This is a genomic window from Streptomyces sp. AC602_WCS936 (assembly GCF_019049125.1).
Classification (GTDB): Bacteria; Actinomycetota; Actinomycetes; order Streptomycetales; family Streptomycetaceae; genus Streptomyces.
On record NZ_JAGMUF010000003.1, the window covers coordinates 130,244 to 156,091 of the forward strand.

At 70.0% G+C, this 25,848-nt stretch carries 21 protein-coding genes and 1 pseudogene; 17 read left to right on the plus strand and 5 right to left on the minus strand.

The window, feature by feature from the left end:
- Positions 1 to 9 precede the first annotated feature (9 nt).
- The 5 genes from KUM03_RS01545 to KUM03_RS01565 all read left to right on the plus strand — a co-directional run bounded on the left by KUM03_RS01545 (position 10) and on the right by KUM03_RS01565 (position 4,514).
- Complete coding sequence (locus tag KUM03_RS01545) at positions 10 to 1,278, plus strand: FAD-dependent monooxygenase (RefSeq protein WP_254398650.1); 1,269 nt, start codon at positions 10 to 12, stop codon at positions 1,276 to 1,278.
- Positions 1,275 to 2,468, plus strand: coding sequence for a thiolase family protein (locus KUM03_RS01550; RefSeq protein WP_217245059.1), 1,194 nt, complete (start codon positions 1,275 to 1,277; stop codon positions 2,466 to 2,468). Before KUM03_RS01545 ends, KUM03_RS01550 begins: the two co-directional genes overlap by 4 nt.
- Positions 2,465 to 3,157, plus strand: a complete 693-nt coding sequence (locus KUM03_RS01555; RefSeq protein WP_217245061.1) for a 3-oxoacid CoA-transferase subunit A — start codon at positions 2,465 to 2,467, stop codon at positions 3,155 to 3,157. Before KUM03_RS01550 ends, KUM03_RS01555 begins: the two co-directional genes overlap by 4 nt.
- Complete coding sequence (locus tag KUM03_RS01560; RefSeq protein ID WP_217245062.1) at positions 3,157 to 3,825, plus strand: 3-oxoacid CoA-transferase subunit B; 669 nt, start codon at positions 3,157 to 3,159, stop codon at positions 3,823 to 3,825. The genes KUM03_RS01555 and KUM03_RS01560 overlap by 1 nt, the downstream gene beginning before the upstream one ends.
- An 80-nt stretch (positions 3,826 to 3,905) precedes the next feature.
- Positions 3,906 to 4,514: a TetR/AcrR family transcriptional regulator gene (locus KUM03_RS01565; protein WP_217245064.1), complete on the plus strand. Its 609-nt coding sequence runs from the start codon at positions 3,906 to 3,908 to the stop codon at positions 4,512 to 4,514.
- A gap of 7 nt (positions 4,515 to 4,521) precedes the next feature.
- Here KUM03_RS01565 and KUM03_RS01570 read toward each other — a convergent pair whose 3' ends face one another.
- Positions 4,522 to 5,250, minus strand: a complete 729-nt coding sequence (locus KUM03_RS01570) for a hypothetical protein (protein WP_254398651.1) — start codon at positions 5,248 to 5,250, stop codon at positions 4,522 to 4,524.
- Positions 5,251 to 5,441: 191 nt separating this feature from the next.
- On the opposite strand from KUM03_RS01570, the gene KUM03_RS01575 reads away from it, so the two are divergent.
- The 6 genes from KUM03_RS01575 to KUM03_RS01600 are packed head-to-tail and all read left to right on the plus strand — an operon-like array spanning position 5,442 to position 12,197.
- Positions 5,442 to 6,416: a phosphotriesterase gene (locus KUM03_RS01575; protein WP_217245066.1), complete on the plus strand. Its 975-nt coding sequence runs from the start codon at positions 5,442 to 5,444 to the stop codon at positions 6,414 to 6,416.
- A 49-nt stretch (positions 6,417 to 6,465) separates the two neighbouring features.
- Positions 6,466 to 7,422, plus strand: a complete 957-nt coding sequence (locus tag KUM03_RS01580; RefSeq protein ID WP_217245067.1) for a phosphotriesterase — start codon at positions 6,466 to 6,468, stop codon at positions 7,420 to 7,422.
- Positions 7,423 to 7,434: 12 nt separating this feature from the next.
- On the plus strand, positions 7,435 to 8,547 hold the full coding sequence (locus KUM03_RS01585) for an NAD(P)/FAD-dependent oxidoreductase (RefSeq protein WP_217245069.1): 1,113 nt from the start codon (positions 7,435 to 7,437) through the stop codon (positions 8,545 to 8,547).
- Positions 8,548 to 8,551: 4 nt separating this feature from the next.
- The gene (locus KUM03_RS01590) at positions 8,552 to 9,475 is read left to right on the plus strand and encodes an alpha/beta hydrolase (RefSeq protein WP_217245070.1); all 924 of its coding nucleotides are present in this window, start codon (positions 8,552 to 8,554) and stop codon (positions 9,473 to 9,475) included.
- Between the two features lie 20 nt (positions 9,476 to 9,495).
- Positions 9,496 to 10,437 (plus strand): MBL fold metallo-hydrolase, encoded by a 942-nt coding sequence (locus KUM03_RS01595; protein WP_217245072.1) that lies wholly within the window; start codon positions 9,496 to 9,498, stop codon positions 10,435 to 10,437.
- Between the two features lie 17 nt (positions 10,438 to 10,454).
- Complete coding sequence (locus KUM03_RS01600; protein ID WP_217245074.1) at positions 10,455 to 12,197, plus strand: CocE/NonD family hydrolase; 1,743 nt, start codon at positions 10,455 to 10,457, stop codon at positions 12,195 to 12,197.
- A 621-nt stretch (positions 12,198 to 12,818) separates the two neighbouring features.
- Here KUM03_RS01600 and KUM03_RS01605 read toward each other — a convergent pair.
- From KUM03_RS01605 to KUM03_RS01615, 3 genes are all read right to left on the minus strand, one after another.
- On the minus strand, positions 12,819 to 13,328 hold the full coding sequence (locus KUM03_RS01605) for a hypothetical protein (RefSeq protein ID WP_217245076.1): 510 nt from the start codon (positions 13,326 to 13,328) through the stop codon (positions 12,819 to 12,821).
- 590 nt (positions 13,329 to 13,918) lie between these two features.
- Entirely contained in the window at positions 13,919 to 14,512 is a 594-nt protein-coding gene (locus tag KUM03_RS38985; RefSeq protein WP_308406222.1) for a hypothetical protein, read from the minus strand.
- A gap of 522 nt (positions 14,513 to 15,034) precedes the next feature.
- Positions 15,035 to 15,343, minus strand: a complete 309-nt coding sequence (locus KUM03_RS01615; protein ID WP_217245077.1) for a hypothetical protein — start codon at positions 15,341 to 15,343, stop codon at positions 15,035 to 15,037.
- A gap of 358 nt (positions 15,344 to 15,701) precedes the next feature.
- Here KUM03_RS01615 and KUM03_RS01620 point away from each other — a divergent pair.
- From KUM03_RS01620 to KUM03_RS01645, 6 genes and pseudogenes are all read left to right on the plus strand, one after another.
- Positions 15,702 to 15,965, plus strand: a pseudogene (locus tag KUM03_RS01620) (transposase); the annotation flags it as partial.
- A 478-nt stretch (positions 15,966 to 16,443) separates the two neighbouring features.
- Entirely contained in the window at positions 16,444 to 19,497 is a 3,054-nt protein-coding gene (locus KUM03_RS01625; RefSeq protein WP_217245079.1) for a DEAD/DEAH box helicase family protein, read from the plus strand.
- Entirely contained in the window at positions 19,491 to 20,843 is a 1,353-nt protein-coding gene (locus KUM03_RS01630) for a hypothetical protein (protein ID WP_217245080.1), read from the plus strand. Before KUM03_RS01625 ends, KUM03_RS01630 begins: the two co-directional genes overlap by 7 nt.
- The gene (locus tag KUM03_RS01635; RefSeq protein WP_217245081.1) at positions 20,840 to 22,339 is read left to right on the plus strand and encodes an N-6 DNA methylase; all 1,500 of its coding nucleotides are present in this window, start codon (positions 20,840 to 20,842) and stop codon (positions 22,337 to 22,339) included. The genes KUM03_RS01630 and KUM03_RS01635 overlap by 4 nt, the downstream gene beginning before the upstream one ends.
- 34 nt (positions 22,340 to 22,373) lie before the next feature.
- The gene (locus KUM03_RS01640; protein ID WP_217245082.1) at positions 22,374 to 24,014 is read left to right on the plus strand and encodes an AAA family ATPase; all 1,641 of its coding nucleotides are present in this window, start codon (positions 22,374 to 22,376) and stop codon (positions 24,012 to 24,014) included.
- 5 nt (positions 24,015 to 24,019) lie between these two features.
- Positions 24,020 to 25,135, plus strand: a complete 1,116-nt coding sequence (locus tag KUM03_RS01645) for an HNH endonuclease (RefSeq protein WP_254398652.1) — start codon at positions 24,020 to 24,022, stop codon at positions 25,133 to 25,135.
- 395 nt (positions 25,136 to 25,530) lie between these two features.
- On the opposite strand, the gene KUM03_RS39155 is transcribed toward KUM03_RS01645, so the two are convergent.
- Positions 25,531 to 25,812 carry a transposase gene (locus KUM03_RS39155; RefSeq protein ID WP_217245083.1) on the minus strand — a complete coding sequence of 94 codons (282 nt, stop codon included), beginning with the start codon at positions 25,810 to 25,812 and terminating at the stop codon, positions 25,531 to 25,533.
- Positions 25,813 to 25,848 lie beyond the last annotated feature (36 nt).

Below are 25,848 nucleotides of genomic sequence, written 5' to 3' on the forward strand. Positions count from 1 at the left end.
AGTGCACCCATGTCCCACCCAGATGTGATCGTCGTCGGCGGCGGCATCGGCGGCCTCGGCGCCGCCTTCTCGCTCATCCGCCAGGGCCTGAGCGTCCGCCTGCTGGAGAGCGCCCCCGCCTTCGGCGAGGTCGGCGCCGGCATCCAGCTCGCCCCCAACTGCACCCGCATACTCGACGACTACGGCCTTCTCGACGAGGCCAGGAACCTCGGCGTCGTCCCCGACGCGATGGTCATGCGGGACGCCGTCGACGGCGAGGAGCTGACCCGCCTCGACCTGCGTGACCTGGAGACCCGGTACGGCTACCCCTACCTGGTCATCCACCGCAGCGACCTGCACGGCCTGCTGCTGCGCGCCTGCGAGCGCGCCGGGGTCGAGCTGGTCAACGACGCCCAGGTGACCTCGTACGAGAACACCGACGCCGGGGCCCGCGTGATCCTCGCCTCCGGCGCGACCCACGAGGCCGGGACGGTGATCGCCGCCGACGGCCTGCACTCCGTCGCCCGCAAGTTGTTCGTCGACGACCGGCCCGTCTCCTCGGCGTACGTCGCCTACCGCGGCACCGTCCCCGCCGAGCAGCCACGGGTACGGTCCGTCGACCTCAGCGAGATCGCGGTGCACGTCGGCCCGGGCTGCCACTTCGTCCACTACGGTCTGCGCGGCGGCGAACTGCTCAACCAGGTCGCCGTCTTCGAGTCGCCCAAGGCCCTGGCCGGCCGGGAGGACTGGGGTACGCCCGACGAGCTCGACGCCGCCTTCGCCGGCACCTGCGACTTCGTCCGCGACGGCCTGCCCTTCATGTGGCGGGACAAGTGGTGGCGGATGTTCGACCGGAACCCGATCATGCAGTGGGTGCACGGCCGGATCGCCCTGCTCGGCGACGCCGCGCACCCGCCGCTGCAGTACATCGCACAGGGCGCCATCATGGCCATCGAGGACGGCTGGGTGCTGGGCGAGCACGTCGCCCGCAACCGCGCCGAGGACGGCACCGTCGACTGGACCACCGCGCTCGCCGCCTACGAGGCCGTCCGCCCCGAGCACTGCCGGCGCGTCCTGACCACGTCCCGCAAGTGGGGCGAACTGTGGCACCTCGACGGTCTCGCCCGCGAGCAGCGCAACGCCCTGCTGCGCGCCCGCGACACCTACGACTACTCCTTCACGGACTGGCTGTACGGGCCGACCGCCCTGACGCCGGACCAGGAACCCGAGATGTTCACGCCGATCCCGCTCTCCTCGGCGGCCGTCGGCGAGGCGGCCCTCGCCGGGGGCGCGGCATGAGCGACGCCTACCTCTACGCGGCGGCCCGCACCCCGTTCGGACGGTTCGGCGGCGCGCTCGCCGGGGTACGCCCCGACGACCTCGCCGCGACCGCGCTGACCGGCCTGCTCGACACGAGCCCGGACCTGGACCGCGCCGCCATCGGCGACGTGGTGTGGGGCAACGCCAACGGCGCCGGCGAGGACAACCGCAACGTCGGCCGGATGGCCGCGCTGCTGGCCGGACTGCCGGTGAGCGTGCCCGCCGCGACCGTGAACCGGTTGTGCGGCTCCAGCCTCGACGCGGCGATCATCGCCTCCCGCGCTCTGGAGTCCGGCGACGCGGACATCGTCGTCGCCGGTGGCGTGGAGTCCATGACCCGCGCCCCCTGGGTGCTGCCCAAGCCGGACCGGGCCTTCCCCGCCCGCGACGTCACGGCCGTCTCCACCACCCTCGGCTGGCGGCTGGTGAACCCCGCGATGCCGAAGGAGTGGACGGTCTCGCTGGGCGAGTGCAACGAACAGCTCCAGGAGAAGTTCTCCCTCTCCCGCGAACGCCAGGACGCGTTCGCGGTGCGCTCGCACCGCCTCGCGGCCGCCGCCTGGGACGAGGGCTTCTACGACGACCTGGTCGTGCCGGTGGACGGACTCGCCCGCGACGAGGGCATCCGCCCGGGCACCTCCCTGGAGAAGCTGGCGGCCCTGAAGCCGTCGTTCCGCCCGGACGGGACGATCACCGCGGGCAACGCCTCACCGCTGAGCGATGGCGCCTCGGCCCTTCTGCTGGGCACCGCCGCCGCGGCCGGCCGGATCGGCCGGGACCCCGTGGCCCGGGTCGCCGGGCGCGGTGTGCACGCGGTCGAACCGCAGGGGTTCGGCTACGCCCCCGTGGAGGCCGCCGAGAAGGCGCTGCGCCGAGCCGGCATCGGCTGGGCCGACGTCGGCGCGGTCGAGCTGAACGAGGCGTTCGCCGTCCAGTCGCTGGCCTGCGTGGACGCCTGGGACGTGGACCCGGAGATCGTCAACACCCGCGGCGGGGCCATCGCCCTCGGGCACCCGCTGGGCGCCTCCGGCGGCCGCCTCCTGGGAACGCTGGCCGCGGTGCTGCGCGAACGGCGCCGGCGTTGGGGCCTCGCGGCCATCTGCATCGGAGTGGGCCAGGCCCTCGCCGTCGTCCTGGAGAACGTGACCGACGAGGTGAGCCTGGGATGACCACGACCATCGCCGCCGGCCCCGACGAGGCCGTCGCCGACGTCGAGGACGGCTCCACCGTGCTGGTGGGCGGATTCGGCCTGGCCGGCATGCCGTTCGACCTGATCGACGCCCTCATCCGGCAGGGTGCCGGGGACCTGACGATCGTCTCCAACAACGCCGGCAACGGCGACGTGGGCCTGGCCGCGCTGCTCAAGGCCGGCCGGGTGCGCAAGGTGATCTGCTCCTTCCCCCGGCAGAGCGACTCCTACGTCTTCGACGCCCTGTACCGGGCCGGCGGGGTCGAGCTGGAGGTCGTGCCGCAGGGCACGCTCGCCGAGCGGATGCGGGCCGCCGGGGCCGGCGTCGGCGCCTTCTACAGCCCGGTCGGCGTCGGCACGCCCCTGGCCGAGGGCAAGGAGACCCGGGAGATCGACGGACGCGTCCACGTCCTTGAGTTCCCGATCCAGGGCGACGTGGCGCTGATCTCGGCCCACCGCGCGGACACCATGGGCAACCTCGTGTACCGCAGGACCGCCCGGAACTTCGGCCCCGTCATGGCCACCGCGGCCCGGACCGTCGTCGCCCAGGTCACTGAGATCGTGCCCGCCGGCGGGATCGACCCGGAGACCGTGGTCACCCCGGGCATCTACGTCGACCGCCTGGTGCGGGCCGAGGCCCGCCGGCTGACCGTGCAAGGAGCCCGCTGATGACGACCGCCGCCCCCGCCGTGGAGCACACCGACCGCGGTCCGCTCACCACTGACGAACTCGCCGCCCGGATCGCCCGCGACATCCCGGCCGGCTCCTACGTCAACCTCGGCATCGGGCAGCCGACCCGGATCGCCGAGCACCTGCCGCGGGACGCCGGGGTCGTGCTGCACACCGAGAACGGCATGCTCGGCATGGGCCCGGCCGCCACCGGCGACGCGATCGACCCCGACCTTACTAATGCCGGCAAGGTGCCCGTCACCGAGCTGCCCGGAGCGGCCTACTTCCACCACGCCGACTCCTTCGCGATGATGCGCGGCGGGCACCTGGACGTGTGCGTCCTCGGTGCCTTCCAGGTGTCCCAGCACGGTGACCTGGCGAACTGGCACACCGGCGACCCGGACGCGATTCCCGCCGTCGGCGGCGCGATGGACCTCGCCGTGGGAGCCCGGCAGGTCCTGGTGATGATGAAGCTGTTCACCCGGTACGGCGCCCCGAAGCTCGTGCCCGCGTGCACGTACCCGCTCACCGGGCCGGCCTGCGTCCACCGCGTCTACACCGACCACGGCGTCTTCGCCGTCGGCCGGGACGGCGTCCGGGTCCTGGAAACGTACGGCATCTCCGTCGCCGCCCTGCGGGAGCGGCTGGACGTCGAACTGACCGGCTGAGGACTTTACGCGACGTCGGTGCCGCGGGCTGTGCGTAAGCTGAGCGTTCGCCGTGCCGGGACAGGGTTAGGATCTCCGGCATGGCCACCCTTCGTGAGGCACAGAAGCAGATGACCCGCCGTCTGCTGCTGGAATCGGGACTCAAGCTCTTCAAGGCGAAGGGATACGCCGCCACCACGGTGGACGACATCGCCACCGCCGCGGGCACCACACGCGTCACCTTTTACGCGTATTTCCCCTCCCGCAGCGAGCTGATGCGGGCGCTCATCGACGAGCAGCTCAACGAGGCGCTGCAGCGCGTCCGCTCGCCCGAGCACGGCTCCACCGCCAAGGACCTGGTGGCCACCGTCACTGACGGGACACCGGAGGCGATCATGGCGTGGCTGCGCCGGACCGCCGAGAGCTGGCCGGTGATCCGGCCGATCATCCGGATCGGCCGGGACGCCGCGGTGATCGATCCGGACCTGCCCGACCTGGTGGAGCGCTGGCTGGAGGAGGCCATCAGTGACATCGAGGACGGTCTCACCGCGGGCGGCCGCTTCGACCCCCACCAGCGGCACTTCCGCGGTGTGCTCGCCATGTCCCAGCTCGACTACGTGGCCCAGCACTGGGACGGCTCCGACTGGAAGCTGACCCGCGACCAGATGCTGGAGGAACTCGCCGACAGCTGGGTGCGCCTGCTGAACTGACCGGCGCTCACAGCCCTGCCGCGACCTCCTGGAGCAGCGCCCGCAGCCGAACGACAGATGGTCCACCGGGTTGCGCCCGACGAGGAACGCATCCGGGTTCTCGTAGTGGCGCGGGTCCCGGTTGCCGGCGCCGAACAGGATTGCCACCCGCGCGCCCGCCGGGATGTCGACCCTCGATCGTGACGTCCTTGGTGACGCGGCGGCCCCAGGCGTGCACGGGAGCCCAGAAGCGCAGCACCTCGTTGAACGCTGCGGGCACCAGCGAGGGGTCCTCGCGGACCAGGGCGAGCTGCTCGGGGTGGCGGGCGAAGAGGGCGACGAGGTTGCCGATGGCGGCGATGGTCGTGTCGACGCCGGCCCCGAGGTACTGGTGGATGATGTGGCCGGCCGTGTCCGGCGGGATCGCGCCGCGGGCCTCGGCGTCGAAGATGCCGCGTCCCACGGAGCCCTCGGCGAGGTCGCCGGCGGCGACCTGGGAGCACCAGGCGTACAGCTCGCCGGCGATCGGGAGGTTCTCGGCGGTGCGCTGGTTCATGGGGCCGAGGACCTGCATCGCGGCCTGCCCCCAGCGCAGCATGTTGGCGCGCACCTCGCCGGTGAAGCCGATGAGGTCGGCGACGGCCCCGAGCGGGAAGGCGCGGGCCAGGGCGTCGATGGCCTCGAAGGAGCCCTTCTCCACCAGCTCGGCGACGAGGGCGTCGGCCTTCGCTGTGATGGAGCCCTTCAGGCCGCGCAACGCGCACGACGGGGCCGCGTTTTCTCAGGTCTTCCGGACCCGCGTAAGGCGGTTTCGAAGCGCTCGCGCAACCCATGGCGAATTGTTTTTTCGTGGTGTTCGTTTCATTGACGGCATGTAAAGCGAATCGATACCGTGACGGCAGCCACAGGGTGCGCGGGCACCCCACGCCGGACATGTGAGGCATGCGCATGAGTGTCGAGAGCAACACCGTCAACACCGTCCTGGGCCCGGTGCCGGCCGCCGAGCTGGGCGTCGTCTCGGTCCACGAGGCGCTGCTGTCGGTGGTGCCGGGCGCCGAGCACGCCTACGACATCACCCTCGACCGCGCCGAGATCTTCGAGACCCTCGCCGCCGGGCTGAAGGACTTCAAGGCCCACGGCGGCGGCACGATCGTCGACAGCACCGGCATGTTCCACGGCCGCGACGTCCGGCTCTACGAGACCCTCGCCCGGGCGACGGGCGTGCACATCGTCGCCTCGACCGGGCAGGGCCCCGAGGACATGCTCGGCGGCTACTTCCTCACCCCGCAGACCAACCCGCCCACACCGTGGCCGGCCGAGAAGTTCGCCGACCTCTTCACCCAGGAGGTCACCGAGGGCATGGTCGTCCCGCGCGTCGAGCGCCGCGGCCCGGCGGGCCTGGTGGCCACCACCGCCACCCGCACCGGCATGACCGCGACCGACGAGAGCCTGTTCCGGGGTGCGGCCCGGACCGCGCTCGCCACCGGCGTCCCCCTCTCCATCCGCCCCGGCGCCGACGCCGTGCACGACCTCGACGTCGTCCTGGAGGAGGAGCTGCCCGCCGACCGCGTCGTCGTCGGCGGACTCGACCGCAAGGACGCCGTCGCCTCCGGGGCGGCCCGGGAGATCGCGCGCCGAGGCGCCTACGTCGCCCTCGACCACGTCGGCACGGAGGACGAGGACCGCGTCACCGACGCCGAACGGGCCGCTCTGGTCGCCGAGCTGGCCGGGGCCGGACTCGCCGGCCGGATTCTGCTGTCCAGCAGCGCCACCGGCGTCGCCAAGGGGCACGCCGGCACCGACGTGCCGTACAGCCACGTCCTGACCAGCTTCGTCCCGCTGCTGAAGGCCCGGGGTCTCAGCGACGAGGACGCGCGCCGGATTCTCGTGGACAACCCGCGGGACCTGCTGTCGGTGCGCTGAGCGCACCGGCACCGACGACCATCAAGTCTCTTACTCAAAGGTGAGTGTTGTGTCGAGAGTGAACACGGTCCTGGGGCCGGTCCCGGCCGAGGAACTGGGCCTCGTCGCCGTCCACGAGCACATCGGGTACGGCATGCCCGGCTCCGAGCTGGACACAAAGTGGTGGAAGACGCCCGAGCAGCGGTACGAGGAGACCGTCCCCAAGCTGCGCCGCTTCCACGAGCTGGGCGGCGGCACCTTCGTCGACGCCACCGGCATCTGCAACGGCCGTGACGTCGACTACTACAAGTCCCTGTCCGCGAAGACCGGCGTGCACATCGTCGCCTGCACCGGCTTCGTCGGCGGCGACACCGCCCTGCCGCACTTCGCGAACGCCGACGTCGATTACCTGGTGCGGCAGTTCGTCCACGAGATCACCGTCGGCATCGGCGACACCGGCAGCCTCGCCGGCGTCATCAAGGTCGGTGTGAGCCGGGGCGGCCGGATGACCGACCTGGACAAGCGGATCTACCGGGCCGCCGCCCGCGCCGCCCTCAGCACCGGCGTGCCGATCCTCACCCACCTCGCCATCGACGCCGAGAACGCCGTCGCGATCTTCGACGAGGAGGGACTGCCCCTGGACCGCGTCCTGTTCGGCCACGTCGACGACGGCGTCAACGCCGACAAGACCCGCGACGTGTGGATCGCCGAGCAGGGCGGCCGCATCGGCTTCGACACCTTCGGTTACGAGACCGAGTTGCCCGACCCGCCGTTCTGGGCCCGTCCCCGCAGGGAACGCCTCGACCACTTCCTGCGCTTCATCGACGGCGGCCGCCGGATCCACCAGGTCCTCGCCTCCGCCGACGCCAACTGCTCCCCGCTCGGCTGGCCCGGCGTCAAGGGCCACACCGTCAACTACATCTTCGAGGACCTCATCCCGGACCTCCGCGCCGCCGGCCTCGACGAAACCGCGATCAAGACGATCTTCGTCGACAACCCCGCCGCCTTCCTGACCCTCCAGAAGTAGAGAGAACCAACGATGCAGCTCTCGGACATCAAAGACCTCAAGATCGCCGTCGTCGGAGCGGGGTACGGCGGTGCTGCCGCCGCCAAGGCGCTCAGCCTCCTGGGTGCCCGCGTGGACGTCTACGAGCAGGCCAGCCGGATCCGCGAGGTCGGCGCCGGCATCGGTCTGCGCCCCTCGGCCATGAACCGCTTCCGCGAGTGGGGGGTCTTCGACGCGATCGCCGAGGTCAGCTCGCCCAGCGACTACTTCGAGATCCTCACCGCCACCGGCGACCCGATCATGAAGGAGGCGTGGCCTGCCGCCGGCGAGCAGGTTCACACCCACCTCATCCACCGCGGCGACTTCATCGACGCCCTCATGGGCGTGCTCCCCGAGGGCATGGTGCATCTCGGCCACAAGCTGGAGAGCGTCGAGGACAAGGGCGAGGGCGTCGTCCTCACCTTCGCGGGCGGCACCTCGGTCGAGGCCGACCTGGTCGTCGGCGCCGACGGCATCAAGTCGGTCGTCCGCCACCAGCTGTTCAGCCAGAAGCCCCCGGTGTTCTCCGGCGAGCACGCCTACCGCACGGTGATCTCCACCGATGCCGCCCACGGCATGGTCGTCGACGACAACCTGCGCATGTACATCGGCCGCGGCACCAAGATCTACCTGCTGCCGCTGCGCCACCGCGGCCAGGTGTCCTTCGACATCACCGCCCTGGACCCGGACGGCACCTGGGCGCCGCAGGTCACCAAAGAGAACCTGCTCAAGACGGTCGACGGCTTCGACGAGCGCCTGGTGGCCATCACCCGCGACCTCGACATGGACACCGTGAACATCCGCGCCGTGTACGACATCGACCCCGTCGACACCTGGCACACGGACTCCGTCGTCCTCGTCGGCGACGCCGCCCACTCGATGCTCCACCACCAGGGCCAGGGAGCCAACTCGGCCATCGAGGACGGCGGAGCGCTCGCTGACGCCCTGCAGCAGGCCGACTCCCTGAAGGAGGCGCTCGCCCTCTACCAGGCCACCCGCAAGCCCGTGACCGACGAGCTGCAGCGCATCTCGCGCCAGGGCTGGACCGAGGAGGAGATCAACGACGTCTTCCCCGGCCAGAAGCCCGCCGCCGCAGGACAGGAGTGACCCCGTGACGCTGCACCCCGAGATCGCGAAGTTCCTCGCGACCCTGCCGGCCCCGCCCGAGGGTCCGCTGGACCCGGTCGCCCTGCGCGCCGCCGACGAGGCCCACGTGGCACCGCCGCACGAGCGCCTGCCGCTGCACGCCGTCGAGGACGTGACGGCCACGACGGCCACCGGCGAGGTACCGGTCCGGATCTACACGCCCGCCGAGGCCGAGCGCCACGGCGTCCTCGTGTACGTCCACGGCGGCGCTTTCTTCCTCGGCAGCCTGAACACCCACGACCACGTCGCCCGCTCGCTGGCCAAGGAGACCGGCCTCAAGGTCGTCTCCGTCGGCTATCGCCTGGCACCCGAGGCGGCCTTCCCGGCCGGCCTCGACGACTGCTACGCGGTCGTGCGCTGGGCCGCCCAGGACGGCAACGGGCTGGACTGGGACGGCACGACCCTGGCCGTCGCCGGCGACAGCTCCGGCGGCACCTTCGCCGCGGCCGTCGCCGCCCGGGCCCACGACGACGGCTTCGACCGGATCACCCACCAGATCCTGTACTACCCGTCGCTCGACCTGGACTTCGACGTCGACCGCTACCCGTCGCTGCGGGAGAACGCCGTGGGCTACGGCCTGGAGACCGCGGGCCTGAAGCCGTTCAACGCGTTCTACCTCGACAGCGGCGCCGACCCCGCCGACCCGCTCGTGTCGCCGATCAAGCGGGCCGACCTCACCGGCCTGCCGCCGGCCCTGGTCGTCACCGCCGAGCACGACCCGATGCGCGACGAGGGCGAACTCTACGGCGCGCGGCTGCGCGACGCCGGTGTGCCGGCGACGGTCAGCCGGTACGAGGGCGCGGGCCACGGCTTCGTCCAGCACTTCTCGTGGATCCCGGAGTACCACCGGGTCCTCGAGGAGACCGCCGCCTTCCTCGGCCGGCGCTGAACCCGCAGGGAGGGAACACCATGACGCACGACCCGGTCGCCGTCCACCCCCTGGTCTCGCCGTGGGGCCGGTTCGGGCTGTACAGCTTCTTCATCGACGCGCCCGAACCGGCGATCGTCGACACCGGGATCGCCTCCTCGCCCGCCGAGGGCATGGCCCCCGCGCTCGAGGCGATCGGACGCCGCATCGAGGACGTGCGGTGGATCCTGCTGACCCACGGTCACATCGACCACGTCGGCGGCGCCCACGCCCTGTGGGAGCTCACCGGACGCCGCGCCCAGGTCGTGATCCACGAGGCCGACGCACCGCTGCTCCGCTCGCGCCGCGCCCACGTCGAGGAGTACCTCGCCGGTCGGGGCCGGTACCTGGCCGACCCCGACGGCGAGGCCAAGGTGACGGCCGCCGCGAACGCCGTCATCTCCGGCGAGATGGAACCCTCCCTGCTGGTCAAGGGCGGCGAGACACTCTCCCTCGGCGGTGACGTCACCGTGTCGGTGCACGCGATCCCCGGCCACACCCCGGGCTCGGTCGCGTACGTCGTCGACGGACAGCGCTCCGTCTTCACCGGCGACGCCGTCCAGGTCCACGGCGCCGCCAACGGCTTCCCCGGCTACACGGACCCCGCGGCCTACCGCGCCGGCCTCGCGTACCTGCGCGACGAGATCCGTCCGCGCCACCTCTACCTGGGGCACCCCTACCGCCGCGCCGACGGCACCCCGTACGGCGTCGAACTCGACGAGACGCAGGCCCGGGAGGCCATCACCCAGAGTCTGGACATCGAGGCGCGGGTCGCCACGGCCGCCTGCGGATGCCTGGCCGCAGGCCTGCGGCAGACGGACTCCCCGTACTCCCCGTTCGCCCCCGCCGCCGAGGAACTCGACTACACCGGCGACCCCGCGCTGGAGCCGTCGCCGTTCTTCACCTCGATGCACGGCTACCGCCTGCGCAACCAGAATTCGTGACTCAGGAGCACCCCCTCATGACCGACCCCCAGACGATCCGCGCGGGCGAACAGAGCATCGCCGTCCGCAAGGATCTCCGTGTCCCGATGCGCGACGGCATCACCCTCGCGGCCGACACCTACAGCGGCGTCGACGACACACCCCGGCCCGCGCTCGTCGCCCTCAGCCCGTACGGCAAGGAGCTCCAGGCCCTCGCGCTGACCACCCCGCCGCAGCGCCGGCCCAGCCCCATGTGGGACGGCTGCATCGAGGCCGGCGACATCGCGCGCGTCGTCAAGGAGGGTTACGTCCACGTCATCGGCGACCTGCGCGGCTCCGGCGCCTCCGAGGGCGAGCACATCGGCAACTACAACGCCGGCGGTGTCCCCCTCGGCCAGGACGCCTACGACTTCATCGAGTGGGTCGCCGCGCAGCCGTGGTGCGACGGCAACGTCGGCATGATCGGCATCTCCTACTTCGGCTCGATGCAGGTGCTGGCCGCGGCCGAACGTCCGCCGAGCCTGAAGGCGATCTTCGTCAGCGGCGGCCACTACGACTTCTACGAGACCACCTACCACGGCGGCGTCATGTGGTTCATGCCCCGCGCCGCCCGCGAGGGCCGCGGCGGCGACTCCGGCTGGGCGTTCACCGACGGTGTCAAGTCCCGCATGCTGGAGACGTACTCGCCCGACGAGATCAGGAAGCGGGTCGCCGAGCGCCTGAAGGACCCGGACGTGGCCGCCTGGCCCAACCTCGTCCACGTGCTCAACTACCCGAAGAACCACGAGGCGTGGTTCGACATCGTCATGAACGAGGTCGACGGCGACTGGTACGAGGAGCGCAACCCGATCACTCTCGCGCCGAACATCGGCATTCCGGTCTGGCTCCAGATCGACCAGGGACGCGGCTGGACCGTGGACGGCACCATCGAGGTGTACAAGGCGCTCAAGGGCCCCAAGAAGCTCGACATCGGCCCCTACCCGCCCATGCAGTCGCGGCCGTTCATCGAAGAGCACGACAAGATGTTCCGCTGGTACGAGTACTGGCTCAAGGGCATCGACAACGGCGTCATGGACGAGCCCCCCGTCACCGTCCACGTCGAGGGGTCTCGCGAGAGAGTCACCGGCGCGCAGTGGCCCCCGAAGGACGTCGAGTTCCGGTCGCTGTACTTCCGTCCGCGCCGCAAGCTCTCCTTCGAACCCGAGCTGATGGGCGCCGAACACGCCGCCCCCGACGGCTTCTACCAGGCGCCCCTGACGGTCACCGACAAGGTGGAGATCCTCAGCTGGTCCACCGCCCCCTTCACCGAGCCCACCGAGATGATCGGGCAGGGCGCGGCCCACCTCTTCGCCGAGATCGACCAGCCCGACACCAACTTCATCCTGCGCGTGTGGGACGAGGGGCCGGGCGGCAAACGGCAGCTCATCACCACCGCCTACCTCAAGGCGTCGCACCGCGAGCTCGACGGGGAACGCACCACCGAGGGCGACCCGCACCACCCGCACACCCGCGCGGTGCCGGTCGAGCCGGGGAGGATCGAGGAGTACGTGCTGCGGATCTACCCCTTCGCGGCGACCTTCCTGCCGGGGCACCGGCTGGTCGCGGAGCTGTCCAACGACGAGCCGCTGGCCGACGAGCACAACGCGCTGTTGCCACCGGACGCCTTTCACCTGCCGGTGGGCCGGCCCGTCACCCACAAGATCTACCGGGACGCGGCACACCCCTCACGCCTGGTGCTGCCGTTCACGACGACGGCGGTGGCAAGGGACGCGAGTCGGTAGAGGGCGCGGCACGCAGCAGGGAGACGGCCGGTGCGGGCCCCAGGGGTGCGGCACCGGCCGTAGTGGCGCCGCTGTCATCCCGCGCGCTGGATCCGGGGTCAGGGACGAACTCTAGGCGCCGCAGGGTGACGGTAGGTCGTCGTGCTGCCGTGGGCCGGTGCGCTGCGGCTGTCGCGCATGCGTACCGCCTGCGGAGAGCGACGCGAACATATCGGGCCGGTCGGGTTGACGTGGCGGTTGGTCAAGGACGAGGGCGAATCGGCCGGCGCTCCCGCCGGCCATACGTATTACTGGGCGGTATGACTCGCACGTACGTGCCGACTGGCATTCATCGTGGTCGGTTGAAGGTTTTGGTCCCCTTCCCGCTGGACATCGATCTCGACACGCTCGTGCCCTGACCGGCATCCGGACGCGGATAGAAACGCGGAAGGACGGGGGAGCGGCGACGGATCGGCCGGCTGATCATTGCTCTCCTCCATTCCTCCGCGTTCTGTGGCCGCAGACGCGAGTGCTTGTTGCAAATGGCCGGCTCACCCCCCATCCGCGCGCACTACCTTGGTGACCGGGTTGGTCCTCCGGTTCGTAGGGTGAGGACGTCCAGGGGGGCGCCGGGTGTGGCTGTCAGGCCGCTACGAGCGCGGCGCGGGCGTCGACACGCTGGTGATGGCGGCGCATGACCTGCCGGGCGACCGGCTGGGCGAGCAGCGCCTCGACGAGGAACGCGATGGTGCAGTTCCGCGGCCACAGGTGTGCGAACTGCTCGAGGGGCTCGGTGGAAACCTGCCGCGTGCCGATCCACGTGCCGACCACCGTCATCACGAGGGAGATCAGCGGCACGCTGCACAGGGCGTTCAAGATCATATGGGCGCGGAAGCTGTCGCCCGGGCGCACGAGCCGCGCGGTGAGCATGTGGGCGGGCTTCATCGTCAGCAGCACGACGGCCACGACCGCGACCAGCAGGACCGGCATCACCCGCAGCAGATCGGTCCACATGGCCACGGTGAAGCCGGCGGTCAGGCCGCCGATCACCACCGGGATGGTGTTCACCGAGATCACTGCGATGACCAGCATGAACGCTACAAACTCCTTCGGGTTGCGCGGCAGGTGGGTGTGAAAGGGGTTGTCGCTCACAGGGCGGCTCCTCGTAGCTCGATACGGAGACCGGCAACAAAAAAGCGCCCGCCCCCCGAGTCGGCTCGGGAGACGGGCGCTGTTTCGAAATGCTTGTACGCGCCGGACTTCGCAGCAAAGGATACAGACCCGCAGCGTCTGTCGCTGACGAGGACGGCGACGTGCGGCCTCTGCTCATTCCTACGGCAGGGCGCCTCTGCGGCAGCGGTACGGCGAGTGGCCGCTCCGTCCGCCAACCGGAGTGCGTGATGCAGCCCACCGTGGCTGGCGCGGTCGGCCAGTTCCTGATCATGGTCCCGGTACGTTCATTGGCAGGCCCGGCCCGGGCCGCGCGACAAGTGAAGGAGCACTTATTGTCCCTCCCCCGAACGCCGTCCGCCCCGGCGGCCCGCGCCGCCGGCCGCCGAGCCCGCCTCGCTGGCGCACATCAAGCTCTCCGTGCCCGCCGCCCAGCTGACCTGCGGCTTTCCGGGTCGAGGGAAGCCGGACATGTTTCCTATGACTCACCACGTCGGTGTGCCGCGATCCTTGAACCGGTCGAGAAGAGCTCCTGAACTGCGGTTGTGTGCGCGCAATTGCGGTGCGGGCGTTCAGTAAGTGGGGCCGTAAGGGCTCCAGTGTCCGAGAAAGGGTTTCAGGTCGTCGGCTCGTGGCTTGGGAATGTCGGGCAGCCGGGGCGGTGTGTTCAATGGGTCGAGGCGCTCAACGGAGGCCGCTGCCCAGCTGATCCATTCCTCGGCTTCGGTTCTGGCCTGGCCCGGAGGCATGGCCTCGACTCGCGTGCGTACGGCGCCCACGTATTGGGTCAGTCGGGTGGCGTGGCGCCATGCCGCTTCCTGAGCTTCTAGGTGTCGGACGCGGTGCGCCTCGGCGTACCGGATGCGGGCTTGTTCCATGGCGGCTTCCCAGCGGATGCGCTTCTGGCGTGCTGCTTCGGCCTCGTCCTGGCGTCTGCGTTCGGCGGCTTGGCCGCGAAGCGTGACCTCCTGTGCCTCAACCGCGGCGGCGACCGGCAAGCGAACGCGACCCTGCACCGGATCGTGCAGACCCGCCTGCGCGTCGACCCGCGCACCCAGGACTACTACGAACGCCGCAGCAAGGAGGGCAAAACCCGGCGTGAAATCGTCCGAAGCCTCAGGCGCTACGTGGCCAGGGAGGTCTTCCACCTGGTCAGACCTGTGCACTCGCAACCTCCGTTATAGGGGCAGTCGTGAGACGTGAGAGGGTCTGGGGCGTGAGCGAGACACCACCCAACACCCTGCAATACCGCTTCGACGGGCCGGAAGACGCTCCGGTTCTGATCCTGGGTCTCTCACTGGGCACCACTTGGCACAGGTTGTAGAAGGTGTCCAAGCGCGTCCGCACCAGGTCGCACCGGGCGCATAATGCCAGCTCAGCGCCGTTCTGTCCGGTGGAGTCCGTACAGTCGGTGATAGCGGCGTGAGAGTGCAGTTAGACGTAGAGGCAGGCCCCATCGGCATGATCCCGGCGGGGCCTCGCGTCTAACAGCTACTTGGGTTCGCCTTTCTCGAGCACTCAGGACGGGGGCGCCGTGACGACGCGCGTCGCACGTCCGAGGCGCAGTGCGCGACATGGGAACTGCCCGTTGTCCATCGGGCTGTACTCCTTTGCTCATGAGAATCCGACGGCTCCCTTCGCCCGCCTGTGTGAAGGCTTGCTCAGCGCCCACTGACGTCCAGGGCGCGTCAGTCGGTCGGTGATCCCGTGGTCTTGCGAGGGCACGGGAAGGTGTCCGGCGCCGTGTCCCAGGTCGTGCGGTTCTGCCGGTCGGGCAGGATGCCGCAGCTGAGGAGTGTGGACAGGGTGCCGCGCGGCTGGGTGATCTCTCGGATGTAGACGGCCTTGTCGGGCGGGTACTTGTTCTTGGCGTCCCGTTGCAGCACGCTCGAAGCACCGGGGTACTGGGACACGCCGTGGGCGGTGAGCCACAGGTAGATGTCGTTGGGCCGGACGTCCTGGGAAGCCGGGAGAAGATTCTCGATGACCTTGGACACGATGCCGACGGTGTCGAAGCCGCCGTCGGCGCTCAGGCGCCCGAAGACGGCTGTGGAGTCCTGGTGAACTGGGCGTAGGGATCCCGCGAGTCCGGCGTCGGGGCATTGGTGGTCTCGTAGAAGAGTGTCATATACGGGTAGGTTCGTGCCGTGCGGGCGGGGTGGAGCTGGAAGTCGGGCGCTCTCGGCGATCAGGGGAATGGTGGTGCCTTCCGGTGGCTGGCACTGACCGCAGGCGCTCTGCATGGCGTTGAGGAGGTTGGGCAGCACGCCCGACCGCCCGAGATAGGCGACAACGCCGTGCGTCGCGGAGACCTTGATGCACACGTCGGTGGCGATGCTGTCCGGCGTGGTGGTCCGAGCTTCTCGCTGTAGGGTTCACAAAAAAGGGAACGTCTCGAACGCGCTGCCCAAGTCCGCGCAGCCCGACGCGAAGAAGGCTCTGCAAGAGATCTACAACGCCGAGGACCGTGCGCTCGCTGAGAAGGCGATCACCGCGTTCGAGAAGGCGTACGGGGCGAAGTTCCCCAAGGCCATCAAGAAGATCACCGGCGAGGTCGACGAGCTACTAGCGTTCTACGACTTTCCCGCCGAGCACTGGGTCCATCTCAGGACGACGAACAGTAGGCTCCTGGCGGCGCGAGCCGGCCGTCCGCGAGTTCATCCACCGCACCCGCAAAGAACTCGGCGTCGCCGCCTGAAGCACCATCGCGGCCAGCCGCGTCTCATGAAAGCAGCGTCGGTCGCCGCGGGTCGGCTGGAAGCAGAACCAGGCGGCCCGGGTGGACCGCGAGCCCGGCTCCGCACACATCAGGCCGCCCCTGCCCTCCGCACCCGCCGGTCCCTCCCGCCGAGATGGCCGCGCCCCTCCTGAACGCGGGACCGGACGGGCGGGCACGGCCAGCCCACTGGCTGGTATGGAGGCTTCGGTGCACGCGCGGCTTCTCCCGGCGCATCGAGCGGGCTGATCCACCGAACCCGGTACGCAACCCGCCCATATCTGGCAAAGCGTTAGTGTTGTGCGCAGGGGTCGGACGGTAGGGTGAGAGCCGTTCTGTAGCGGATTCTGCGGCGCCGCAGTGCAGGTAGGGAGGGTCGGCGTGGCTCTGGAGCCGAGCGTGCTCGAAAGCCGGTTCACGGACCTGGCTCTTGCGTCAGCCAATTTCGGGTTCCTGCTTCCCTACGAGCCTCTTCTTGTTCTTCACGGCGCATCCTGTGAGGCCCGCGCGGCTACTGCTCCCGCTGATGCGGTGGCGGCGGCACGCCAGTTCGGTGAGGTTCTCGCCGCTGAGGTCGGCCACCGGACCGGGGTGCGCCTGCCCGCGGGTGATCCGCCGGCCCGTCTGGACATCCTGTCTCGCGCCGGGGTGCTCGTGCCGCAGGTCTTGGACGCGTTCAACGACCTTCACCGTTGCGACGGCAGCACACGCGAGGGGCGGGAGGCGGCGGCGCATCTGGTTGAGCGCTGCTTCATGCTGGCCGCCTGGTTCTTCCGTGCCCTGACCGGCGACGCGGAGTCGATGAACTTCGTCCACGTCGCCGCGTCCGATCTGAGTGTTCTGGCGCAGCGGGTCGCTGCGCTGGAAGAGGCCCTGCCCCGTCTGCGCCGCGAATTCGACCTGCGCGTCTCGTCGGTGACCCTGGCGGTCACCGAACGTGAACAGCTGATCGTCAGCGCGCGCGATGCCGCCTATGAGCCGCTGCGCGAATCCGACATTGCCGCGGAAGTGCAGCGCAGGCTCGCCAAGGCGGGATGGGACGTGCTGGGCGCTGGTGAGGAGACTCAGCTCAACCGCTCCCTGGGCTGCGTCCTGGTGGAGCCCCGCCTGGCTGGAGGACGGCGCGCCGACATGCTGCTGACGGTCGGCGGACAGGTGGTCGGGATCGTCGAGTGCAAGCGGGACGGTGCCGATCTCACCAATGCCATGGAGCAGGCGGGCGCACTGGCCGAGGCCCCGGCGGGCTCCTTGCCGTGGCCCGTGTGGCGCTCGCCGCTGCCGTACCGGTATGTGAGCGATGGCCGGCGTCTGCTGTTCTGCAACGCCAATGACCCCGATCCGCACGCTCGCCTCGTCAGCGGCTTCCACCAGCCCTGCACGCTGGCCCGCTGGCAGCGCGAGGCGGAGGCGGACAGCGCGGCGCCGACCTACCGGGCTCGACAGGCCGCCTACCTGCTGCGGCAGGACGAGGGACTCGACCAGCTCCGCAACCCCCAGCACGGGGCGCTGCGGGCCATCGAGCAGGCCCTTGCGGCCGGTCAGCGGCGGGCGCTGGTGCACATGGCCACCGGCTCCGGGCGGAGTTTCACCGGGGTGTTCACCGCCTACCGGCAGCTCCGCTACGCGCGCGCGGGCCGGGTCCTGTTCGTGGCCGACCGAAAGCTGGCCGTGCACCAACTGATCGCTCAGCTGCGCCAGTTCAGCATGCCGGACGGAGGGCGCCGTCTCGATGACGTGTACCACGTGCAGGAGCTGACTGCGGACGGCCTGGACCCGTCGGCTTCCGTGACCGTGGCCACGGTGCAGCGGCTGTCGGCCATGCTCGCCGGCACGCTGGCACCCGAGGACGGCTCCGACCGCGTGTCGGCGTACGAGACCGCCGAACGGCAAGCGCATCCCGATGCCACACCCCTAGAAGTGACCTACTGCGAGGCGCTGCCGCCCGACGCGTTCGATCTCGTCATCGTCGACGACTGCCACCGCGCGCTCTACGGACAGCGTCGTGCCCTTCTTGAATACTTCGACGCTCCCATCGTCGGCTTCAGCGCGACGCCGACCGCTACCGCTCTCGGATTTTTCAAGGGCAACCTGGTCGACTCCTACACTTACGAACAGGCCGTCGCCGACGGCGTCGCCGTGGACTACTCCGTCTACGAGATCCGGGTCGCCGACGACCGGCAGCCGGCGTTCGCCACCCCCGTCGACGCTGTCGGTGTGAAAGCCAACAGCTCGCGCCGCGCCCGCTACGAGGACCTGGACGAGGAGCTGGCTTCCACTGCGGGGCAGGGCCCGGCGCGAGCTGTCCCCTCCGAGCACCTGGCCGCGGTGGTGACGGCTTTCCGCGACGCGCTGCCGACCTTGTTCCCCGACCGGACGCAGCAGAGCGGCGCGCTCGGCGTGGTCCCCAAGGCCGTGGTGCTGGCGCAGGACGGATCGCATGCGGACGAGGTCGTGGAGCGCATCCGCGACGTGTTCGGCGCCGGCGACGTCTTCTGCCGACGGATCACGCACCGCGACGCTCATGCGGTGCACCTGCTGCGGGAGTTCCGCACAACACCGCAGTTCCGGATCGCGGTCGTGACGGATCTGATCTCCGGGTTCAGCGACATGCGGGCGCTCGAGTGCCTGCTGATCCTGCGTGAGGTGCGCTCCGCCGCCTACTACGAGCAGCTACTGGCCATGGGAACCCAGACCATCGCGTCCGCGGAGCTGCGCGCTGTCACCCCGGGGGCGATTGCCAAGACGCAGCTCGTGGTCGTCGACGCGGTGGGCGCTTCGCGTCACCTCCAGCCGCTGGTGAATGTGACGGATGCATCCGGGCAGGTGGGACGGGCCGCCTTGGAGCGCCTGCTGAGCCGTGCCGCTGACGGGCTGGTGACGCCGCAGGAGACGGCCGAACTCGCCATCAGGCTCGCCCGGCTCATCCCCGCGCTCAGTGACGCCGACGGCGCCGAGATCCGGAAACTGGCGGGCCAATCCCTGCAGGAGCTGGTGACCCGTCTCCTCGACTCCGTCGACTCGGATCACCTGGCACCACTGCGCCAGGCGGGAGGCCAGAGAGCCGTCGAGGACGAGAGGCGGGCGGCCCTTTTCCCGCTCGCCAAGAACCCCGAACTCCAAGAGGCGCTCCTTGGCCTGTACGACGGGCCGGCCCCTTTGCGGGTGGCGGCATCGAGCCGGCGTCGCCGAGAAGCGGAGACGGTGCGCGGGCGTCTGGCCGAGTTCATTGAGCGGGCCGGACCCTTCAGCTCCGCCCAGCTGTGGTGGATCGAGAAGATCGCGGACGTGGTGGCGACCGAGACCCGCTTCGCCCCGGCGTATCTGGACGGCGTCCCCTTCTCGGCGCGCGGCGGCACGGACGGCTTCCTTGACGTTTTCGGGCCCGACGCCGCGATCGACCTCCTGGACGAACTGGGCAGGGCCCTGGCGTGCTGAATGAGGTGCCTGCCGGCTGGAGGATCGTCCGGCTGGCCGACGTGCTGAGTGAACCGCTGGTCAACGGACGGTCTCTGCGCCCCGGCGAGGGCGGATTGCCCGTACTGCGCATGACGGCGCTTCGGGCAGCGACTGTGGACTTCACCCAGTCCAAAAGCAGCGACCGCAGTGACGACGGCCGCGTGATACTGCTCGCTGAACACGGGGATGTGCTGGTCGGCCGGGTCAACGGTTCACATTCCCTGGTCGGCGAGGGCGCCCTGGTGGCCGGCCCCCCGGCCCCGACGGCCATCCCCGACACCATGATCCGAGTGCGCGTACGCCCGGATGCCCTCGATCCGCGCTACCTCGCACATCTGTGGAAGTCGCCGGTCATGCGGCGTCAGATCGAGGCACGTGCCCGTCAGGGCGGCGCAGCGATCTGGCGGATCAATCAGCGTGATCTGGCCGACGTCCTGCTGCCGCTGCCCCCTGTGGTGGAACAGCGCCGGATTGTCGGCCTGTTGGAGGACCACCTCGCTCGCATCGACGCCACCACGATCCGCACCAACGGCGCCCTCGGCCAGGCCGACGTCCTGAGCCGTACTCTGACCGCGCGGGCAGGGCGCGGGGCTCTCGCCGAAGCCGCTCGGATTCCCGCGGACCTGCCCCGGGTGTCGGGTGTTGGTGACGGGACACTGCCCGGCCTGCCCGAACGCTGGCGATGGACCCGCCTCGACGATGTCGCCGAGGTCACCCGCGGCATCACCCCGCCCGGCAAGCAGGAGTGGAATCCCGCCGATGTGGACATCTCCTGCTTGCGAGTCGCCAACGTGCAGCGCGGCCGCCTGGACCTGGACGACGTACGCACGATCCGGCTGCCCCCACCACGGGCCCAGGCAGCTCGGCTGCGGGCAGGCGATGTGCTGCTGACGGGCGGCGGATCGAGCGAGAGCCTGGGCCGCGGCTGGATTTGGGAGGAGCAACTGCCCCACTGCGTCCCCCACAGCCACCTCTTCCGTGTCCGGATCACCGCCCATCAGCTCCACCCCGTCCTGCTGGCCTGGCACGCCAACGGCTTCGGCGGCCAGTGGTGCAAACACAACGCCAACCAGACCGTGGGGCCGGCGTCCATCAGCCTGACCAGGATCCGGCTCATGCCGGTGCCCGTCGCTCCCGTAGATGAGCAGCGCCATCTGGTCGCGGTGGTCCAGGCGCACACCACGGCCCTGAACTCGGCCTCCGCGGCCGCCGAACGCGCTCTCGTGGTGGCCGGACGGCTGCGGCGTAACCTCCTGGAACGCGCCTTCACCGGTCACCTGTCCTCTCCGCTTTCCCCGTCCGGGCAACAGGAGTCTGTGCTGTGAACCCCACCGTCTCCTCCCGCCCCGGATACGACCAGGCCCTGGTGGATTGGCTGTGGAACTTCGGCAATGTGCTGCGCGACAACGGCACCTCGGGCCTGGAGTACATCGAGCAGCTGGCCAGCCTGATCGTCCTCAAGCGCGCCCACGAACAACGCCAACGCCCGCTCAACGGGCAGGACGTACTCGGTTTCGACGCCTGGGCGCAGCTCACCTCGACCGAGCGCGACCACCTGGTCCCGGTCTACGAGCAGATCCTGGACCTGCTCGCCGCCCGGCCCGGAACGCTCGGGCTGCTCTTTCGACGGGCACAAAACCGCATCCCGGACCCTGCCCTCCTGCACCGCTTGATCGTCGACGTGGTGGACCGCCACCAGGGGTCCGCAGGCGACATCGGTGCCGTCTTCGAGGCGCTGCTGGTCCGCATGAGCACGGACACGAAGACCGGTGCCGGCCAGTACTTCACCCCTCGGCCGCTGATCGAGGCGATCGTGCAGTGCGTCCAGCCCGGCATCGACGACACCGTCGCCGACCCGGCCTGCGGCACCGGCGGTTTCCTGATCAAAGCCTTCGACTACCTGGTCGACCACTTTCCTTCAGGTGTCACCGCGGCCCAGCGCAAGCGGCTCGACCAGGGCGCCTTCTTCGGCACCGAACTCGTCGACGCAACCGCACGGCTGGCCACGACGAACCTGGTCCTACACGGCGTCACCCGGGCCGACGAGGCCCACCCGTGCATCACCGTCGGGGATGCGCTGGCCCGCCCGCCGGTCAAGCGGGCGACGCTGGTGCTCACCAACCCTCCGTTCGGCCGCCGCTCCACCAGCGATGAGCCCTACCGGGAGGACTTCTGGACCCTCACCACCAACCGGCAGCTCAACTTCCTCCAGCACATCCACAGCCTGCTGGAGACTGACGGCCGCGCCGCCGTCGTGGTGCCCGACAGTGTGCTGTTCGAAGGCGGGCCCGGTGAGCTAATCCGGCGGCGCCTGCTGTCCGCCTGTGACGTGCACACCCTGCTGCGGCTTCCCACTGGAATCTTCTACGCCGCGGGCCTCAAGGCCAGCGTCCTGTTCTTCGACAAGCCCGACCCGCGCCCCGACGGTAGCCCGTCCACTACACGGCTGTGGGTGTACGACCTGCGCTCACCGCACACGGCGACGGCCAAGCCCATGACGGAGGCCGGCCCCGACTACTGCGACTTTGTGTCCGCCTACCGTCCCGGACGGCCCCGCAGCGAACGAGTCGAGACACCCCGCTTCCGGTCCTTCGCGGTCCAGGAGCTGCTCGCCAGGAGCGGTGTCAACCTGGACCTTCAGGTCGCCGCACCCCCGCACGGTCCCTTCGCGCTGGAAGAGCCCGAGGCCGACCTGCACCGCATGGCCCAAGATATCTCCGCTGAACTGGGCGCCGCCCTGGCCGAGTTCGCTGCCCTGGCCGAAGCGCTGCGCCCCTACGGTGTGGACGCGGACAGCCCGGATCGAGAGGCAGAGCGGTGATGGCGACCAGGAGTGCCACCACCGGGGGGATGCCGTGCGGCTGCTGCGACTGAGCCTTCCCTCCTACCGGGGCCTGCGCCACTTCGAGCTGGACCTCGCGGGTGCCCTCGACGACGGCCATGCCATTGCCACCTTGATCGGCCCCAATGGCGGCGGCAAGTCGCGGGCTCTGCACGCGCTGGCCGAGATCTTCGGTGCCCTGCACCGGCCGGGGCGCCGTGCGGGGTTCGCCTTCGAGCTCGACTACGAGGTCCACGACAGGATGGTCCGGGTGGTTCAGACGTCCCCCGATAGCTCTCCCGAGCTGACCGTGAGTACCTCATTGGGCCCGCCGGTCCGTGTGGCCCGCGCGGTGTGGGCGCGACATCTGCCCGATCACGTCTTCGGCTACCAGGCGCATGCCCAGGCCCCCTGGACCAGCGAGTTCGAGCAGCACCGCCGCTTCGCCGCCCGTCGCATCGGCCAATGGCGGCGGCAGTGGATGAAGGACTTCGACCAGTGGCGCGCACACCACACGCCGGACGAGGGAGAGCTGTGGACCGAGCAGCTCACCCCGCCCATCAACTGCCCCCTGTACACGCCGGTGTTCTTGTGCACGCCCGCGCACCTGCCGCTCCTGCTCCTCGCACAGACCACGCATTGGTCCGACTCGTTCGGCACCTACCTGCGCCGCCACTCCTACCTGCAGCGGGTGGCCTCCGCGGTCCTGCGGATCCGCGCGCCACGCGCCGCACGCGCCCCGCACCTGGCTGCCCTCCCGTACTGGGGCCTGGGCGGGCCCGCCCGCACCCTGTTCGCGGCCGCCGCCGAATCGGGGCGGTTCGGTCTCATCCCCGACGCCGACCCGGTGGACGGAGCCGGCAGCCCCGCCGAAGGGTTCCAGATCGACCTGGGCACCGCGGAGGACGTCCGCGCCTTCCGTAACCTCTTCGACAGCGACCTGTCGATGTTCGGCCTGCTCGCCACCCTGCTGGACGCCGGCTACCTCACCGTCGACGTCCGCGTGGACAAACCCGGCGCGCTCACCGTCGGCCTGGACGACCTGAGCTCCGGGGAGCAGCAACTCCTCACCATTTTGGGCCTGCTGCGACTGCAGCGGACACATGAGTCGCTGTTCCTTCTGGACGAGCCCGACTCCCACTTCCACCCCGAGTGGAGCCGGCGCTGGTATTCCTCCGTGCGCAGCGTGCTGGGACCGCATCAGCACTCGCAGTTCCTCACCGCCACCCACGAACCGCTCCTGGTGGCCAACATGACCCGTGAGCAGATCCGCGTCGTCACCAGCGACGTGGAGGGCCAGACCACCGCGGTGATACCCCGGGCCAACCCGCGCGGACAAGGCGCCGGCGGCCTGCTGACCACCGACCTGTTCGACCTGCCCACCCAACTCGACGAGCACACCCAGGAGCTGATCGACCGCCAGTACGCGCTGCTCCCCGAAGCGGAAGGCGACCCGGTCAAACAGGCCGCACTGCGCGACGTCACCGCCCAGCTGGAGACCATGGACTTTCCCAACTCCGACCGTGATCCGCTCGTAGCGGCCCTCCTCGCCGAGCTCCACCGCAGACGCCTCGCGCTCCTCGAGGCCGCGCAAGGCCCCAACCCGCCCTCGCCCGAACGACTGCAGGCCCTGGTCGCCGAGCTGTTCCACGAGCGCTTCTCGTCGGTGATCTGACACCGATGAGACACGTGAACATGCAAGGGCTCACCGCCCCGCCGGCCTGGGCAACCAAGGCCAAACGCACCCTCGACGCGGTCAGAGCCGCCGTCGCCGCCGGCACCAAGCGCACATTCACTATGCACTGGACCGAGGACGCCGTACGCAACCTTCTCCTCGAACTCGTCGGCGACAAGTGCTGGTACTGCGAGACCCTCATCGTGCGCGCGGACATCACCGTCGACCACTACCGGCCGAAATCCGAGGTACTCGACGTGCCCGGCCACCCGGGTTACTGGTGGCTGGCCTACGACATGTCTAACTACCGCATCGCCTGCAGACACTGCAACAGCGGCGGAGCCCGCTACAACGGCGTCCGGGAAGGCCGCGCCAAGGGCAGCCAGTTCCCCCTCATAGGCGGAACCCGCGCCCGCACGGCAGCCGACGACCTGGACCGCGAACAACCGCTGCTCCTGGACCCAGCCCACCACAGCGACCCCGACCTGCTCGGCTTCGACAGCGCCGGCTACGCCCGGCGCAGCAACACCCCCTACTCGCTGGCCGAAACGAAACGCGGCCTGTGCCGCGCCGACGAAACCATACGGATCCTCGCGCTCAACGACTCCCACCTCGCCCCGCTCCGCAGCCGCCTCATGCGGGAGGTCGGCGTGCTCGCCCGCTACGGTGACAAGACCGACATCCAGCAGCTGATCGACGACAAAGTGGGACCCAAGGCGCCATACAGCTCGGCAGCCGCCATGGCCCTGGCCCTGCATTGCGCTTGCGACCGGCCCGCCGCCGCGCCCACCACCGCAACGACGCCCACACCCGCCGTTGACCCGGCACGCTTCCGAGTCGACCTGCAAGACCTGCGGCAACATCTGGACCCGGACGACCTGAAGGTCGGCATCACCCTCACCGGCCGGCACGAGAAGAAGGTCCACCAGGCAGTCCTGAACCACGAGGGCCAGATCAATGTCCTGGGCCGCCCCTGGCGCACCCCGACCACCGCCGCCAGGGCCGCGACCGGCAGCAACAAGATCGACGGCTGGGATTTCTGGCGTCTGACCATCGCTGGTGTGGAGCAGACCCTCGCCGAGTTCCGCGCCACGCACTTCCCGCCACCCGCACCAGCGTGAGACATGGGTGCCAGCGGTGAGGACGGCGACGCGGCCCATGTTCGCTGTGCGATCCTGAGCGGCAGCCCTATCCGGGTTGGGGTGTTGTTGCAGTGAGCGGGTTCAGTACGTGGTGAGCTTTGCCCCGCCATTTGGACATCTGCGAACTATGCAACCAAGCTCAGGCTACCCGAGTTGATCGAGCGGCCCGTTGACTCCACCAGAGCGACCGCTTGAACTCCTCCGAATTACCGCTGTGCAGCCATGGTGACACCTCCATCTCGGACCCCACGATCCGATCCCCAAGAGACGTCCACAGACGAGGAAACCCCACCTGCGCACTCGACCTGCCGAGCTGGTGGGCGCGGACGATGGTGGAGTCAATCTGGACGAGCCAGTCGACGTCGCCGGCCGCCTCAGCGCATGCTTGGATCTGTTGAAGAGCCCGGGTGAAAACGCCGTTGAGGGCGTAGCGGCGGAAGCGGGTGTCGGGTGTAGACCGTCTTCCACGGTCCGTAGCGTTCCGGCAGGTCACGCCAGGAGATCCCGGTCCGGGTCTTGTACACCATCCCGTTGATGACCTGCCGGTCCGACACCCGCGGCCGTCCTGTGGCAGGCCGCGGTACGAGCGGATTGAGTAACTTCCACTCCGCATCGGTCGGTTCATGGCGACGTAACGCCCCGCCATGATCCACCACCCGACGATTTTTGAAGGCGGACCCTAGCAGCCCTTC